The sequence below is a fragment of the Roseivirga sp. genome (assembly GCF_965216855.1).
Lineage (GTDB): Bacteria > Bacteroidota > Bacteroidia > Cytophagales > Cyclobacteriaceae > Roseivirga.
Genome location: NZ_OZ244204.1, coordinates 3,068,859 through 3,082,465, shown reverse-complemented (window position 1 = coordinate 3,082,465; position 13,607 = coordinate 3,068,859). Strand labels below are relative to the sequence as shown.

The 13,607-nt window shown below is 43.8% G+C and carries 16 protein-coding genes; 10 read left to right on the top strand and 6 right to left on the bottom strand.

What is annotated here, in order from left to right; all coding sequences use genetic code 11:
• The gene (locus ACOOEY_RS13720) at nucleotides 1–414 is read left to right on the top strand and encodes a DoxX family protein (RefSeq protein WP_420385290.1); all 414 of its coding nucleotides are present in this window, start codon (nucleotides 1–3) and stop codon (nucleotides 412–414) included.
• On the opposite strand, the gene ACOOEY_RS13715 is transcribed toward ACOOEY_RS13720, so the two are convergent.
• Nucleotides 365–1,102, bottom strand: coding sequence for a hypothetical protein (locus ACOOEY_RS13715; RefSeq protein ID WP_420385289.1), 738 nt, complete (start codon nucleotides 1,100–1,102; stop codon nucleotides 365–367). The genes ACOOEY_RS13720 and ACOOEY_RS13715 overlap by 50 nt on opposite strands.
• A 115-nt stretch (nucleotides 1,103–1,217) precedes the next feature.
• Here ACOOEY_RS13715 and ACOOEY_RS13710 point away from each other — a divergent pair, with 115 nt between their 5' ends.
• Nucleotides 1,218–2,528, top strand: a complete 1,311-nt coding sequence (locus ACOOEY_RS13710; RefSeq protein WP_420385288.1) for a hypothetical protein — start codon at nucleotides 1,218–1,220, stop codon at nucleotides 2,526–2,528.
• Between the two features lie 69 nt (nucleotides 2,529–2,597).
• On the opposite strand, the gene ACOOEY_RS13705 is transcribed toward ACOOEY_RS13710, so the two are convergent.
• Nucleotides 2,598–3,050, bottom strand: coding sequence for an Lrp/AsnC family transcriptional regulator (locus ACOOEY_RS13705; protein WP_420385287.1), 453 nt, complete (start codon nucleotides 3,048–3,050; stop codon nucleotides 2,598–2,600).
• Between the two features lie 139 nt (nucleotides 3,051–3,189).
• Between ACOOEY_RS13705 and ACOOEY_RS13700 the strand changes: the two genes are divergently transcribed.
• Nucleotides 3,190–4,446, top strand: coding sequence for a cystathionine gamma-synthase family protein (locus tag ACOOEY_RS13700; protein ID WP_420385286.1), 1,257 nt, complete (start codon nucleotides 3,190–3,192; stop codon nucleotides 4,444–4,446).
• Between the two features lie 212 nt (nucleotides 4,447–4,658).
• Here the strand turns inward: ACOOEY_RS13700 and ACOOEY_RS13695 are convergent, their stop codons facing one another.
• Entirely contained in the window at nucleotides 4,659–5,585 is a 927-nt protein-coding gene (locus ACOOEY_RS13695; protein WP_420385285.1) for an alpha/beta hydrolase, read from the bottom strand.
• Between the two features lie 147 nt (nucleotides 5,586–5,732).
• Between ACOOEY_RS13695 and ACOOEY_RS13690 the strand changes: the two genes are divergently transcribed.
• The 4 genes from ACOOEY_RS13690 to ACOOEY_RS13675 all read left to right on the top strand — a co-directional run bounded on the left by ACOOEY_RS13690 (nucleotide 5,733) and on the right by ACOOEY_RS13675 (nucleotide 9,502).
• On the top strand, nucleotides 5,733–6,068 hold the full coding sequence (locus ACOOEY_RS13690; RefSeq protein ID WP_420385284.1) for a PadR family transcriptional regulator: 336 nt from the start codon (nucleotides 5,733–5,735) through the stop codon (nucleotides 6,066–6,068).
• Nucleotides 6,055–8,628 (top strand): ABC transporter permease, encoded by a 2,574-nt coding sequence (locus ACOOEY_RS13685; RefSeq protein ID WP_420385283.1) that lies wholly within the window; start codon nucleotides 6,055–6,057, stop codon nucleotides 8,626–8,628. Before ACOOEY_RS13690 ends, ACOOEY_RS13685 begins: the two co-directional genes overlap by 14 nt.
• A gap of 128 nt (nucleotides 8,629–8,756) precedes the next feature.
• Nucleotides 8,757–9,122: a hypothetical protein gene (locus ACOOEY_RS13680; protein ID WP_420385282.1), complete on the top strand. Its 366-nt coding sequence runs from the start codon at nucleotides 8,757–8,759 to the stop codon at nucleotides 9,120–9,122.
• A gap of 86 nt (nucleotides 9,123–9,208) precedes the next feature.
• Nucleotides 9,209–9,502 (top strand): hypothetical protein, encoded by a 294-nt coding sequence (locus tag ACOOEY_RS13675; RefSeq protein ID WP_420385281.1) that lies wholly within the window; start codon nucleotides 9,209–9,211, stop codon nucleotides 9,500–9,502.
• On the opposite strand, the gene ACOOEY_RS13670 is transcribed toward ACOOEY_RS13675, so the two are convergent.
• On the bottom strand, nucleotides 9,499–10,335 hold the full coding sequence (locus ACOOEY_RS13670) for an aminotransferase class IV (RefSeq protein WP_420385280.1): 837 nt from the start codon (nucleotides 10,333–10,335) through the stop codon (nucleotides 9,499–9,501). The genes ACOOEY_RS13675 and ACOOEY_RS13670 overlap by 4 nt on opposite strands.
• A gap of 60 nt (nucleotides 10,336–10,395) precedes the next feature.
• On the opposite strand from ACOOEY_RS13670, the gene ACOOEY_RS13665 reads away from it, so the two are divergent.
• Nucleotides 10,396–11,208: a J domain-containing protein gene (locus ACOOEY_RS13665; protein WP_420385279.1), complete on the top strand. Its 813-nt coding sequence runs from the start codon at nucleotides 10,396–10,398 to the stop codon at nucleotides 11,206–11,208.
• Here ACOOEY_RS13665 and thiL read toward each other — a convergent pair.
• Both thiL and mce read right to left on the bottom strand, forming a co-directional pair.
• Complete coding sequence (gene thiL, locus ACOOEY_RS13660; RefSeq protein ID WP_420388657.1) at nucleotides 11,200–12,234, bottom strand: thiamine-phosphate kinase; 1,035 nt, start codon at nucleotides 12,232–12,234, stop codon at nucleotides 11,200–11,202. The two genes, ACOOEY_RS13665 and thiL, sit on opposite strands and share 9 nt — an antisense overlap.
• Before the next feature lie 103 nt (nucleotides 12,235–12,337).
• The gene (mce, locus tag ACOOEY_RS13655; RefSeq protein WP_420385278.1) at nucleotides 12,338–12,739 is read right to left on the bottom strand and encodes a methylmalonyl-CoA epimerase; all 402 of its coding nucleotides are present in this window, start codon (nucleotides 12,737–12,739) and stop codon (nucleotides 12,338–12,340) included.
• Between the two features lie 127 nt (nucleotides 12,740–12,866).
• On the opposite strand from mce, the gene ACOOEY_RS13650 reads away from it, so the two are divergent.
• Together ACOOEY_RS13650 and ACOOEY_RS13645 are read left to right on the top strand one after the other, a co-directional pair.
• Nucleotides 12,867–13,274: a hypothetical protein gene (locus tag ACOOEY_RS13650; RefSeq protein ID WP_420385277.1), complete on the top strand. Its 408-nt coding sequence runs from the start codon at nucleotides 12,867–12,869 to the stop codon at nucleotides 13,272–13,274.
• On the top strand, nucleotides 13,274–13,600 hold the full coding sequence (locus tag ACOOEY_RS13645) for a HesB/IscA family protein (protein WP_420385276.1): 327 nt from the start codon (nucleotides 13,274–13,276) through the stop codon (nucleotides 13,598–13,600). The genes ACOOEY_RS13650 and ACOOEY_RS13645 overlap by 1 nt, the downstream gene beginning before the upstream one ends.
• Nucleotides 13,601–13,607: the final 7 nt, after the last annotated feature.

The window sequence follows — 13,607 nt, the reverse complement described above, 5'->3', positions numbered from 1 at the left end:
ATGTTAAAAAAGCTTCTAAAAACAGGTAAACATTCTTCCAATATCAACTTCGGTTTACTGATCTTCAGAGTAGGCGTTTCAGCCATGATGATGACACACGGCTGGGGTAAGTTTCAGAAAGTCCTCAACGGAGATTTCACCTTTGGCGACCCACTGGGTATTGGTGTAGAAGCTTCCCTGATTCTGGCTGCCTTTGCCGAATTTATCTGCTCAATCCTGATCATTCTGGGACTCACTACAAGATACGCAGCTGTGCCTTTGATGATTACCATGATAGTGGCCTGGAGAATTGCTCACGGAGATGATCCTTTTGGCACCCAGGAGAAGTCAGTATTCTATCTGCTTTCTTACCTGATGATCTTCATCACCGGTCCGGGGAAATACTCTCTTGATCAGAAGCTTTTTGGGAAGTAGATAGCTCCTGATTGATCAGTTCAATTGTCTCTCTGATGTCTTTAAGTACGGCTTCAAAATAAGCCCTTGTGCTGCTTTTGTATGAAAGCCCAAACTGCACAAGGTGCTTGAATTCATCTTGCTGAACCTGACTGATAAATTCTCGCTGTATCGCCCGGCTGGCCTGGCTGTATTGTAAACCTACTGTAAATGGGAAGTTTTCCTCGACATGAGGAATCAGCCTTCCCCGAACATGTTCGGCATCAATCTGGGTCCAGGTAGTTAATATTTCAAAATCATTTTCATAGAGCCCGATAATTCTGGAAGCCAGTGAATCATTCTTTATCAGGCTGACTGTACCCGTTCCTCTCATTTGTTGATAGGTAATGTCATTACTATTGAAGGGCACATAATTGAGTAGTGAAATCACAGGTATGAGAAGACTATCCAAAGGCGTATTACCATCGCTCAGTAATACCTTCTGTGCATTTTCAACCTGGGTTTTCAGCTGCTTTGAACCACTAAAAAGAGTAAGACTGTCTATGGCCAGATTAGCTTTGAAGTTTTCGAGGAGTTCAACTTCCTGACGGCTTTCCTGCCTTTCAATGCGCCATTCATTCAGGGCAAAGGAGGCAGAAATACCCACAACCAGAATAAGGAGCTCAGCCAGGAAATAGCCAAGACCCCGCGATTTTCTTTCTCTTCTCATTTTGTAAATCGTTGAAAATAAAGCTAGTAAACATTGTTGATACTTGCTTATTTTAGTAGCGGTCGGTTAAATTATATCGTCAAATATATCTTGATTGGCTCAAACTCAAGCAACTATGTATCAACAACACTCATGGTCCACCAGTCAGAAGATTGGTTTCAGGTTCATTTTTATTCTATTCCTATTATTCATTCTACCCTTCCCCTTTTCGATCATCGAAATGGTGTTCAACAGCTATCAGCTTTCTTCCGCTCTGGCAGATTTCTGGAACTGGATAGTGAAGGGGATAGCCAGTGGCATACTGGGTATCGAAGAGCTTTTTATGGGTCCAACCGGTAGTGGTGATACTACAGCCGACTGGATCAGAACGGCACTTTTCCTGACACTCGCCATTGCAGGTAGTGGCTTATGGACTGTGCTCGATAGGAAAAGAGACAACTACTATCGGTTGTGGCGAATCTTCGTCATGATAGTGGTTTACTACCTTGTCTACTTCATGGCCATTTATGGTTTCATTAAGGTCTTCTGGCTACAGATGCCAGAACTGAGCATTCACCGCCTGCTCAATACTTATGGGCAGTCTTCACCTATGGGACTCCTCTGGACTTTTATGGGGGCCTCCAAAACATACTCAGTCTATGCCGGTATGAGTGAAGTCATTGCCGGAGTACTGCTCATTTTCAGAAGAACCAGAACGCTTGGTGGTCTGGTTACTTTCGGGGTAATGTTCAATGTATTTATGCTGAACATGGCCTATGATGTTCCTGTAAAACTCTTCTCAGCTCAATTGATGCTAATGGGTCTGTACATTGCTCTGATCGACTATAAAGCGATCATTGGTCTGTTCCTTACTCAAAAGCCGAAGGAAATTACCCCCTGGCCTCCATTCTTCAAGAAGCCAAGTCACAACTACATTCTATTGGCGCTGGAAGCAGTATTCATTATATATATCTTTTATGTGCGTATTGATGCCGGCCTTTCCGGAAGGAAACAATACGGTGAATTACGACCAAGGGCTGCCCTTTTCGGATTATATGATGTGGAACACTTTGTGAAAAATGGTGACACCATTCCTCCCTTATTGACCGATGATGAGAGGTGGCAAAGGGTCATTTTCGATAGTCCTACCTTAACTAGGGTAGTCTCTATGGATGATCGACTGGTAGTCTATCAATCAGAGATTGACACTACTTCTCAAATAGTCACTTTCACTATTGGTAGAGACTCATTGCAGAAGACTTACAATATGGATTATGAGAAGCTGGAAGATGGTTTGAAGCTTTCAGGAGTTTTCAGGGAAGACACCCTTCAGCTTAAACTCAAGACTTATGATATTGAGAAATTCTACCTGAGAAACAGAGGTTTCCATTGGATCAATGAAACACCATTCCACAGGTATGATCCGAAACCAAAAGAAAACTGGTAACGCTTAATGGGGATTGAGCCTGACAGAGGTTCGGCTCAGTCCTCATTTAATTTTCATTGCCAAAAATCACTAGAACGGCAGCTTGTAAGACTTTTTGATTTCAGACATCACAAAAGAGCTCTGTACATTTCCGATGTTGTCGAGCTCGGCCAGCTTCTGAGCAACAAAATCTCTATAGGCTTCCATATTACTGACTGCCACCTTCAATAGATAGTCAAAACGACCACCAATGTGATAACATTCGGTTACTTCATCCAGCGCCACCACATCACGCTCAAATTGCTCAATGAACTCCTTCTGATGGTCTTTGAGTGAAACACTGCAAAACACCTCTAGCCCAAGATCTACTTTCTGTGGATTGACTATGGCCGAGTAATGACTGATAAAGCCCTCTCTCTCCAGCTTCTTTATTCTTTCATGAACAGGTGTAATGGTTAAGCCTAACATGGCTGCCAGCTCCTTGTTGGTGAGCTTGGCATTTTCCTGCAAAGCGCGAAGTATCTGCTTATCTGTTTTATCCATAAGATAATTTTTCTCTTAACCCAGCCTCAAAGGCGACTGAAAAGATAAATATACTAATTAACAAACTTCAAAAAGATCATTTTCCTACACTGTTGACTATGACCAGACTAATGATCTAAATTGAGTAAAACTTATGGAAATGGACGATAAGAAAAATTTTATGCAGCCCGAGAGTCTCATGATGTCTTATGGCTATAAACCTGAGCTTTCAGAGGGGGCGGTAAAGTGCCCTATCTTTCAGACAAGCACATTTGTATTTAAGACTGCCGAAGAAGGAAAAGCATTCTTTGAAGTCGCTTATGGTATACGCGAAAAGCAGGAATCAGAAGAGCTAGGCCTCATCTACAGCCGACTCAACAACCCTGATCTTGAGATATTGGAAAACCGCCTTACCCTTTGGGATGGAGCCGAAGACTGTGCCGTGTTTGAAAGCGGTATGTCGGCCATTACCACCGTGTTGCTGGAGTTCCTGAACCCTGGCGACTGCCTGCTCTATAGCCAGCCCGTTTATGGTGGTACGAGTCATTTTATTGAGCAGATTATTACCCGTTACGGGATTCATGTCATCGACTTTGACGCTTCTGACTCCAAGGCTGATATTCAAGCCAGAGTAGAAGCCGCAGGCTTGAGTGATCAGGTGACATTGGTTTATGTTGAAACCCCGGCTAACCCTACCAACTCCCTGATCGATTTGGTCATGTGTCGTGAACTGGCCGATGAATATAGCCGTGAAGACAGACCTACACTTGTGGCAGTAGATAACACGTACATGGGGCCTTTATGGCAGCATCCTCTCAAGCATGGCGCTGACCTGGTACTCTATTCCGCTACCAAATACATTGGTGGACATAGCGATCTGATTGCAGGAGCCTGCCTGGGGGCTAAGGACATTATGGCCAGGGTAAAAGGAATGAGAACTTTCCTGGGCAATATGGCTGGTCCATGGACAGGCTGGTTACTGATGCGAAGTTTGGAAACACTCAAAGCCAGAATGAATATTCAGGAATTCAATGCTACCCGGGTAGCAGAATTTCTTCTCAATCACCCGAAAGTAGAGAAGGTTCATTATCTCGGTCATATTGAGGATGAAGAGCAAAAACGCATCTTCGATCAACAGTGTGAGGGTACAGGAGCCATGGTTTCCTTTGACATTAAAGGAGGCGAAAAAGAAGCTTTCCAGTTCCTGAATAACCTCAAGTTGATGAAACTGGCAGTGAGCCTCGGAAGTACCGAATCTCTTGCCGAGCACCCGGCTTCCATGACGCATGCCGGTGTGCCGGAAGAAGACAGAGTGAAATACAAGATTACGCCAAATCTGGTCAGGCTCTCAATTGGTGTTGAAAATGAAAAGGACATTATCTGGGATATTTCCCAGGCACTGGAAAGTGTAAGGTAAATTAGACTTCAGATTTTAGACTTCAGATTTTAGACTTCAGATTTCAGACTTCAGATTTCCGATTTCCGATTTCCGATTTCCGATTTCCGATTTCCGATTTCCGATTTCCGATTTCCGATTTCCGATTTCCGATTTCCGATTTCCGATTTCCGATTTCCGATTTCCGATAAGGCAAACTGATTCTGGTCAGAAGGGTTCTACCTTTTGAGTAATCACTTATTCCAAAGTCCGCTAAGCCATTGAGCCATTAGTCCGGGCCATTGTTGAAGGGAAGGATTTCCCGTACCCAGGCCAAAACCATGTCCGCCAGATGGAAAAACATGCATTTCTACAGGCACCTTATGCTCTTTTAGGGTGCTGTAGAATGCCAAACTGTTTTCTACTTTCACTACGTCATCATCTATAGCATGGAGCAAAAAAGTAGGTGGAGTAAAGGCATCTACCTGCTTTTCATTGGAGAACAAATCCGTGAGCATCTGATCGGCACCCTCACCAATCAGGTTATTCCTTGACCCCTGATGCGTGAGATCTGGCTGCATGGAGATGACCGGATAAATCAACATGAGAAAATCAGGTCTGGCACTCACCTGTTCAATGGCATCATTCATAAATGGGATCTTCTGATTGTAGTGTGTTCCTAAAGTAGACGCGAGGTGTCCACCAGCCGAAAAACCCATGACTCCGATTTTAGCCGGATCGATATTAAACTCTTCAGCTCTTGATCGAATGGTTCTTAGTGCTCGTTGTGCATCCTGAAGAGGCACCCATTCCTTATTTTCCACAGATTCAGATAGCGGAACTCTGTACTTTAATACAAAAGCCGCCACCCCGATACTATTCAACCACTTGGCTACATCGGTTCCCTCCCAGTCATAGGCTAGCCCCGCATAACCTCCGCCCGGCAGTATCATTACAGCGGAGCCATTATTCTTTCTGTTAGGTGGAAGATAAATTTCCAGCTCCGGCTCCTGGATTTTCATAATCCAGAGTATGTCATTGTTGGTTTGGGTTTCCTTTTCGCCAGATTCTATTCTGTTGGGAATTTCATCGGGCCAGACGGGAATTTTGGTTTGTGACTGAAGTCCGTTGAATAATACGGACATCAAAGCCAGGCTCAGTAGTAGAATTCTTGGTTTCATGAGTTAGCGCGTTAGCTAATCAAGTTAATACTTTCTCTTTATTCTGACGTTCATGACAATTTCCTGAGGGTTGATTCAAACTATTTTGATTTTTTAAACATCTGTTAACTATATTGCCTTTCTATTTTATTAACAAATACTAATAATATGAGCGAATACTCATTAGGCACATTGGAAGAAACCATCCTGATCATCCTCTTAATGCAGGAAAAAACCTATGGTGTTGAAATTGCCAAAGTGTATGAACAACACATGAGTCAAAGTATTTCATTGCCTGCCATTCATATTGTTTTAAAGCGTATGGAGAAAAAAGGGCTGGTGAAATCTGATTTCGGGGACCCTACTCCCGAGCGGGGAGGTAAGCGCAAAAGAATCTATCAGGCTACCCAGACCGGATTTAAAGTAGCCAGTGAAATTCAGGAAAGGAGAACCCAGATGTGGTCTAAAGTTCCTAAAGCAACATTCAACTATGGCCTCTCCTAATCACCCTCCCGGCTGGGCCATCAAGCTGCTTCAGCGTATTTGTCCTGACGACCTCATAGAAGAGGTGGAAGGGGATTTACATGAGGCATTTCTCTGGAGATCTGAGGAGAAGGGGCACTTCTATGCCCGCACTCAATATATATGGGAAGTTTTCAGCAGCTTCCAACTTTTCAAAATCAAGGTCAATATTCAAAACTCAAGCATCATGTTACTTCAAAACTATTTTAAAACAGGCTTCCGCTTCTTGTGGAAGACCAGAGGCTATTCAAGCCTCAACATTCTGGGACTGGCCATAGGTATAGCCATCTGCTGGATGGCTTACATCTTCGTGACAGACGAATATTCTTATGACAGCTTCTACGAAAAAGCCGACAGGACCTATCGCATTAAAGCATCTATGACATTTGGCGATCAGGGTGAGCTTTTTGCCGGCTCCTCTTACATTATGGGCGAAGAACTCCCCAAACAGGTTCCCGGCATTGAATTCTCTAGCCGATACAAGAGTGGATTCTTTCTGGGTAAAGTAAATGAGGAGTTTGTCAATGAAGTTACCCATTATGCCGACAAGGGCTTCTTCGATATTTTCGATGTCGAATTCCTTATCGGGTCGGCCGGGGACTTCAACAACACCTCAGGCCTCGTAATCTCCGAAACAACTGCTGCCCGTTACGGCCTTCCTGCCGATCTGAGTGAGCGTGAGATTGTACTGATGGCCGGAACGGAAGAACTCACCTTCAATGTCACCGGTATTTACAAAGACTTTCCAACCAACACGTCAATCAGACCCAACATATTGATGCCCTTTGAATACTGGGCTCAGGCTAATCAGAGAAGAACAACCATTTGGTTCGACATCAATATGAACTGCTTCTTCACACTGAACCCCGGTACTTCTCCTGATCTGGTTTCCGATCAAATGACTGAAATCCTACTACAGAATGAAGAGTTTCAGGCAGAGGTCAGTTTAGGACTTCAGCCCTTGACAGATATTCACCTGAATCCGGAATTACATACCGGTAATGGAATTAACGCACGTGGAGATAATGAGATGATCATGATTACGGCCATCATCGGTGCCTTTTGCCTGCTGATCTCCTGTGTGAATTACGCCAACTTTGCCGTTGGTAATTATCTGGTCAGACTGAAAGAAGTGGCCTTAAGAAAAGTCTTCGGTGCCGAAAAAGGAGGCGTCTTCAAGCAGTTTGTAACTGAGGCCTTTATATCGGCCATGCTGGCCCTTATTCTCTCAGTAGGCATTATTTACATACTGCTTCCGGCTTTTGCCAGTTATGCCAATAAGAGTTATACACTCTCGACCGTCTTCTCTCAAAATGTATTATTAGGTGGTGTTGCCATCCTGGCTCTAAGCACTCTCCTGGCCGGAGTTTATCCCGCTCTCCTTTTATCGAGGTTTAAAACGGTTTATGGACTGAAGGGTAAGGCCAAACTTGGCGGAAAGAACCTTCTGTCCAAATCATTAATTACCCTGCAATTCTGCATAGCGGTATTTCTGCTGGTTGGTATGCTCACATTGGATAAGCAGCTCAACTTTATGCTGAACTATGACATCGGCTACAGCGGAGATAACCTGATCAATATCTTCAGGCCGATAGAAAGTGAACAGGACAGGACTACGTTCAAAAGCAGACTTTTAAGCGTTCCGGGTGTTCAAAGCGTATCCATCAGTTCCGGGTTTAATGGCACAGACTTCCATAATGATGAGGGAGAAAGAGTCATAGTGCGTCATGCCAGAATCGATGAAGACTACATCAAGACCATGGGCATGGAATTGGTTTCCGGACGGGATTTTGACTCGAAAGTTCCTACCGACCTGACCAAAGCCTGTATCGTTAATGAGGCTTTTGTGCGAGAGCAGGGCATGGAGAACCCGGTAGGCACTACCATCAACTTCGACTATGGCGACTTCGAAAAACCAACGATTATCGGTGTGGTAAAAGACTTCAACTTCGAATCGCTTCACACCAAAGTTGAGCCTTTGGTGCTCTATATGGGTGGCTACCTCACGCTGTATGACACACATGTCAAGGCTGATGCCATGAGTCAGTCCATGATCGGTCAAATTGAGAACATCCATACGGACATGTTCTCGCCATACCCTTTGAGCTACACATTTGCTGAAAACAATATTGCCGATCAGTACGAACTGGAAGCCAATATTCAGAAAATCTCGAGAGGTGGTTCTTTAATTGCCATCATCCTCTCCTGTATGGGATTGATGGGCTTTGTGGGGACACAAATCAGGCAGAAACTCAAAGAAGTGAGTATCAGAAAAGTAGTGGGTGCCCAGTCGGCACACCTCTTTAAATTATACCTCGGTAAATACCTGATACTCCTGGTGGTGGGAACAGCGGTAGGTATCTCACTGGCAGTCTGGCTGATGAACAACTGGCTGAGTAACTATCCCGAACATATCAGCCTGGGCATAGGCATTATAGCCGTTTCTATAAGCTGTGTATTTGTGGTGGCTATATTGACGATCTACACCCAACTTCATAGAGCGATTACCCTGAACCCGATTAAGTATTTGAAAGAGGAGTAATAGCTTGAGGTTCAGATATGACTACTGATCCGTCATATCTGAACCTCCCTATTGGAATACAGAGCCATGCATTAGACTTCACCACCTCTAAACTTCCAAACCTCAACTCATCCTCTTAACTTTGCAGCATGCAGAATGATCCTGAGTTGAATGGCAAATACCTCGGCACCATCACAAAAGATTTTGTGGTAGTGGCCGACACCCTGAAAGAAGCAGCTTATCAGGTAAAGAAAAGGGGCTTTTCTGAGTTTCCCATCTTCCCCATTTCAAAAGTGGATATCCCCATTGGCCAAAAGCTGATTGGCAAGGAAGATCTGGCTACCAACTGGAATTACTACATCACCTATATCGATGAATTCGTTCAGCGTAAACTGATTGAGGATGCCGATGCCTTTAAAAGTGCCTACAAAGACCCTGATGAGTTTTGCTGTCTCTTTGTGGTAGAACCTGATTTTACCAACTTCCTTTTTGTACCATATCCTGAAGACGACTAGTAATCCGGACAACCACCGGCATAAAATTTCTCAAACCAATTCTGGCTACCAGCGTTCTCTTATTATATTGTGCAAACGATTACCTTATGATTCAGCTATTTCACGAGAAAAAAGAGACCGTCAGAAGCCTGCTGAACAAGTTGGTGGAGATTGGTAACAACGTGACCTGGCGAATCAACAACACCTACAGCAACGGCATTGACCAGACCATTCTGGAGATTCAAATCTTCGAAAACAGAATGCAAACCGGAAGAATTGCCTTTCAACTGGAAGACGGACATGTCATCAACTATCGCTACAAAGAAATGGAGAAACGCATCCCCGTTCAGATAGTAGATATGTTACTCGATGTCATCGGCTACGAGATTCAGGCGGCCTAAGCCTTCGATAGCTCTGCTTCTATATATTGATCGAAAATTTCAATCATTTGGCGGGTGCTCTTCCCCGGCCTACCATCTCCAATCTGCCTTTCATCTAACTTTACAATCGGCATCACCTTTTTGCTGGTACTGGTGATAAATACCTCATCAGCGGAAAAGAGTTCTTCCAGAGTAATTGGACCAATGGAGATGTCGAAATGCGATTCAGCCGCTTTCAGTACGTGCATCCGGGTAATCCCTGCCAAAACTCCGGCTTCATTGGTTTTGAGCTTACCATCTTTGAAGAGGAAAACATTGCTTCTGGAAACCTCAGAAATCTGCTGACCATCGTGATATAATACATCTACATGCCCCTTCCCTTTCCACTCTGCCTGAAGTGCCACAGTGGTTACATAGTAGAGGGACTTGATGTGAGGAAAATCTCTGTGATACTGGTACATCATCAGACTGGCGCCCCGCTCATAAACCGAGGCTGGCTGATCAGCAAAAGGGGCATTCAATACAATCATCTCCGGTTTACCAGGAGTGAAGCCATCAGAGGAATTACCTCCGCTTACAATGATTTTGATGGAAGAATAGGGCATCTGATTCTTCCCGATCAGTTGAGTCACCACTGCTTTGATCTCTTCTCTCGATAGCGGCACCTCCAGGTTAATTCCACCAGCCGACCTGAAAAGCCTTTCCAGGTGATCGTCCATAAACAAAGGCTTGTTTCCATGTACCTTAAAGAATTCAAACACTCCATAGCCTCTTAGAAAACCTACATTGTCAACCGAGATATGAATCTGGTCCTTTTCAACAAATTGGCCATTGAAGTATTGAATTGGGTTCATGATTTAAGATTTAATATTTTCACTTTTGCAATGAGCTAAACAGCCTGGCGAACCAAAGATATGCCGAAAGACTATTACGCGATACTGGGTATAGAAAAAACTGCTTCCGAAGAAGAAGTGAAGTTTGCCTTCAGGCAAAAAGCCAAGCATCTGCACCCTGACGTGAATAGTGGAGCCGATGCACAATCAGCGTTTCAGGAGCTGAATGAGGCTTATAGCATATTGAGTGACCCCACAACGCGGGTCCAATATGACCGGGGCGATCTGGAAGAACCAGAAGTTACTTTTACCTGGGAAGAAGTAGAGCAGATTTTACGGGAACGCGAATGGAAAAGGCAGCAGGCGAATAGTGGTAACAGACACTTTTACAATGAGTCTGAAGTCCAATACCCACCCATGAACTTCAAGGCCAATGAGAGAGCATCGCAACTGGTTAATCTGGCCATTATGCTCTTTACATTTACTCTTATTCTTGATTTCTTCATTTTCAGTGAGCCATTCAATGACCGGGTCATTGAAAAAAGAGCGCTGGTTGAAGAAAACAGTGGCGTAATTAAAAAGCTGGTTGAAGTCAAAACTACCCACACCAAATTCTATGTCTCGCAGTTTGGCTACGTCCCTGACCTCAACGAAGAAGTGGAGCTAAAAAGCAGCCTATTCTATAAAAGCCACCAATTTAGAACAGCAGGTGATGTGGCATTCAGAAGAGCTTATGACAAACCCATTATTCTCTATGTTCTGGGAGCTCTGGCCTTTATCATTTCCTGGTTAGGCACCACCAAATACCTGAATGCTGAACAGAAGTTCAATGCAGGAGTAATTGCAGGCTTCACGTGCCTGCCCATCATTATCCTAATACTTCACTCAAGATGAGAGATGGTCCCAACCCTGGGCCTTCAATGGCACATGATTACCATTCTTGGTAATGAGCACATTTCCTTTGTCTAAAGTCTGCGCATGGCCGATAAAGTGTATATCTCTATGCTTCTCCAGCTTAGGATGATCTTCCTGTTTGATAGTGAAGAGTAGTTCATAATCTTCCCCCCCATTCAATACAGCAGTAATAGGATCAAGGTTGAATTCTACCGCTGTATCGTAGGTCTGCTTATCAATGGGCAGTTGATCTTCATAAACCGCAAAACCTACCTGAGAGTGTTTAGACAGGTGGAATACCTCTGAAGCCAGTCCATCGGAAATATCCATCATACTGGTAGGCACAATGTCCAGTTCCTTCAGTTCATGGATAATATCCATTCTGGCAGAGGGCTTTAATTGTCTTTGAACTATGTATTGATATTTATCGAGCTGAGGCTGCATATCTGGATTGGCCAGGAAAGTCTGTTTCTCTCTTTCCAATACCTGCAGGCCAATAAAGGCACCACCAAGGTCTCCTGTAGCACAGAGGATATCATTTTGGCCCGAGCCTTTACGGTAGGTGATTTTATTCTTGGCTACCTGTCCTAAAACGGAAACGGAAATCACCAGTCCACTTTTAGAAGCAGTGGTATCGCCACCTACAATATCGACATTGTAGTCATTGGCAGCGGCTTTCATACCAGAGTACAAGGCCTCAATGGCTTCCAGTGAAAAGCGATTGCTTAGAGCCATTGATACGGTAATTTGCTCCGGCTTACCATTCATGGCAGCGATGTCTGAGACATTAACGGCCACGGCTTTATAACCGAGGTGGGGTAACGGACAATAGGACAAGTCGAAGTGAATACCTTCTACCAACATATCGGTTGAGAGTAGAGCGAAATGCTCATCCTTCTCGACTACTGCGGCATCATCACCAATGCCTTTTACAGTACTGCTGTTGTTCAGGCTAATGCCTTCTGCCAGTTTGTCGATCAATCCAAATTCTCCTAAATCTGATAACTCCGTACGCTTCTCTGCCATAAAACTTATTTCAGATGGCAAAGATACGTTCATGTATTGAGGTTTCTAAGCCTGGACGTATTGAAGTTGGATACCACAGGCTAATCAGCTATTACGAATGCCTTCAACCAGCATCCTGGCAAAGCTCAATCAAAACACCATTGGTCGTTTTGGGATGCAGAAAACAGACCAGCTTGTTATCAGCTCCTTTTTTGGGCTCCTCATTGAGCAGAGTGAAGCCTTCTTCCTGCAGGCGTTTCATTTCGGCACGGATGTCATCGACATCAAAGGCGATATGATGAATACCTTCACCCTTCTTTTCTATGAATTTAGCAATGGGACTGTCGGGATTGGTGGACTCCAATAATTCGATCTTGTTAGGACCTATATGAAAGAAGCTGGTATTCACTCCTTCCGAAGCTACTTCTTCGATTTTGTAATGGGCTCTACCGAATAGCTTCTCAAATAACACATTGGAGTTTTCAATACTTTTGACTGCAATTCCGATGTGTTCTATTTTTCTCATTTCGTGGTTTTTAATCAATTGATTTTCATTGGTTATCTTTGCAACATACTTGAACTTAATAGGTAGCTTGCCTGTTAAGTAAATCGCTTCAATATAAGGAAAGAAGCGCTTTAACCCGATAACAAACATGACAACAGGAACGGATATACACGTAGAAAGTGTAAAGCTCCAGAGAAAGATCGAGAGCTACCTGGGCATACAGGGCAGTGAGTTAAGTTTTGAATTCCAAACCGTTGAAGGCAAGATAAAACTCGACCTGATTACCATTAACCCAAGGCACAATCAGTCTTTCCTGTTTCAGTCAGAAATAGGGGTCGATAAGCTCGATGCGCTGAAGAAGATGTATGAATATGTGCAGTCTTACAAAGACAAGTATAATTCTTACACCATTCAGTGGATCGCCAAAGGTGACAATGAACTGCATACTTCATATTTCCGAGCCAGCAACATGTATGATGCACTCGATAAGTTGTACTATGGCAGAGACATAAACACCATTACAGTATTTAGTGTAGTATTAAATCCGGTAGCCTAATGATAACAGTTACAGATACAGCCAAAAACAAGATTGTAGAGCTACGCTCTAAAGAAGGAATGACTGACAACCACAATATTCGCGTGGCAGTACAGGGGGGCGGTTGCTCTGGTTTAATGTATGACCTTGAATTTGATGCAGAGGTCAGAGAAAAAGATGAAGTCTTTGAAGACAAAGGGGTAAAAATCCTGGTGGATAGAAAAAGCTTATTGTACCTCCTGGGTACTACGCTTGACTTCTCAGACGGACTGAATGGCAAAGGCTTTCAGTTCATTAACCCGAATGCTTCCAGAACCTGTGGTTGTGGAGAAAGTTTCTCGGTATAAGAAGACA

What these genes read in the sequence shown, in the direction of transcription:
- ACOOEY_RS13720 (WP_420385290.1), top strand. Translation starts at nt 1, where the DNA reads ATGTTAAAAAAGCTTCTAAAAACAGGTAAACATTCTTCCAATATCAAC.
- ACOOEY_RS13715 (WP_420385289.1), bottom strand. Translation starts at nt 1,102, where the DNA reads ATGAGAAGAGAAAGAAAATCGCGGGGTCTTGGCTATTTCCTGGCTGAG.
- ACOOEY_RS13710 (WP_420385288.1), top strand. Translation starts at nt 1,218, where the DNA reads ATGTATCAACAACACTCATGGTCCACCAGTCAGAAGATTGGTTTCAGG.
- ACOOEY_RS13705 (WP_420385287.1), bottom strand. Translation starts at nt 3,050, where the DNA reads ATGGATAAAACAGATAAGCAGATACTTCGCGCTTTGCAGGAAAATGCC.
- ACOOEY_RS13700 (WP_420385286.1), top strand. Translation starts at nt 3,190, where the DNA reads ATGGACGATAAGAAAAATTTTATGCAGCCCGAGAGTCTCATGATGTCT.
- ACOOEY_RS13695 (WP_420385285.1), bottom strand. Translation starts at nt 5,585, where the DNA reads ATGAAACCAAGAATTCTACTACTGAGCCTGGCTTTGATGTCCGTATTA.
- ACOOEY_RS13690 (WP_420385284.1), top strand. Translation starts at nt 5,733, where the DNA reads ATGAGCGAATACTCATTAGGCACATTGGAAGAAACCATCCTGATCATC.
- ACOOEY_RS13685 (WP_420385283.1), top strand. Translation starts at nt 6,055, where the DNA reads ATGGCCTCTCCTAATCACCCTCCCGGCTGGGCCATCAAGCTGCTTCAG.
- ACOOEY_RS13680 (WP_420385282.1), top strand. Translation starts at nt 8,757, where the DNA reads ATGCAGAATGATCCTGAGTTGAATGGCAAATACCTCGGCACCATCACA.
- ACOOEY_RS13675 (WP_420385281.1), top strand. Translation starts at nt 9,209, where the DNA reads ATGATTCAGCTATTTCACGAGAAAAAAGAGACCGTCAGAAGCCTGCTG.
- ACOOEY_RS13670 (WP_420385280.1), bottom strand. Translation starts at nt 10,335, where the DNA reads ATGAACCCAATTCAATACTTCAATGGCCAATTTGTTGAAAAGGACCAG.
- ACOOEY_RS13665 (WP_420385279.1), top strand. Translation starts at nt 10,396, where the DNA reads ATGCCGAAAGACTATTACGCGATACTGGGTATAGAAAAAACTGCTTCC.
- thiL (WP_420388657.1), bottom strand. Translation starts at nt 12,234, where the DNA reads ATGGCAGAGAAGCGTACGGAGTTATCAGATTTAGGAGAATTTGGATTG.
- mce (WP_420385278.1), bottom strand. Translation starts at nt 12,739, where the DNA reads ATGAGAAAAATAGAACACATCGGAATTGCAGTCAAAAGTATTGAAAAC.
- ACOOEY_RS13650 (WP_420385277.1), top strand. Translation starts at nt 12,867, where the DNA reads ATGACAACAGGAACGGATATACACGTAGAAAGTGTAAAGCTCCAGAGA.
- ACOOEY_RS13645 (WP_420385276.1), top strand. Translation starts at nt 13,274, where the DNA reads ATGATAACAGTTACAGATACAGCCAAAAACAAGATTGTAGAGCTACGC.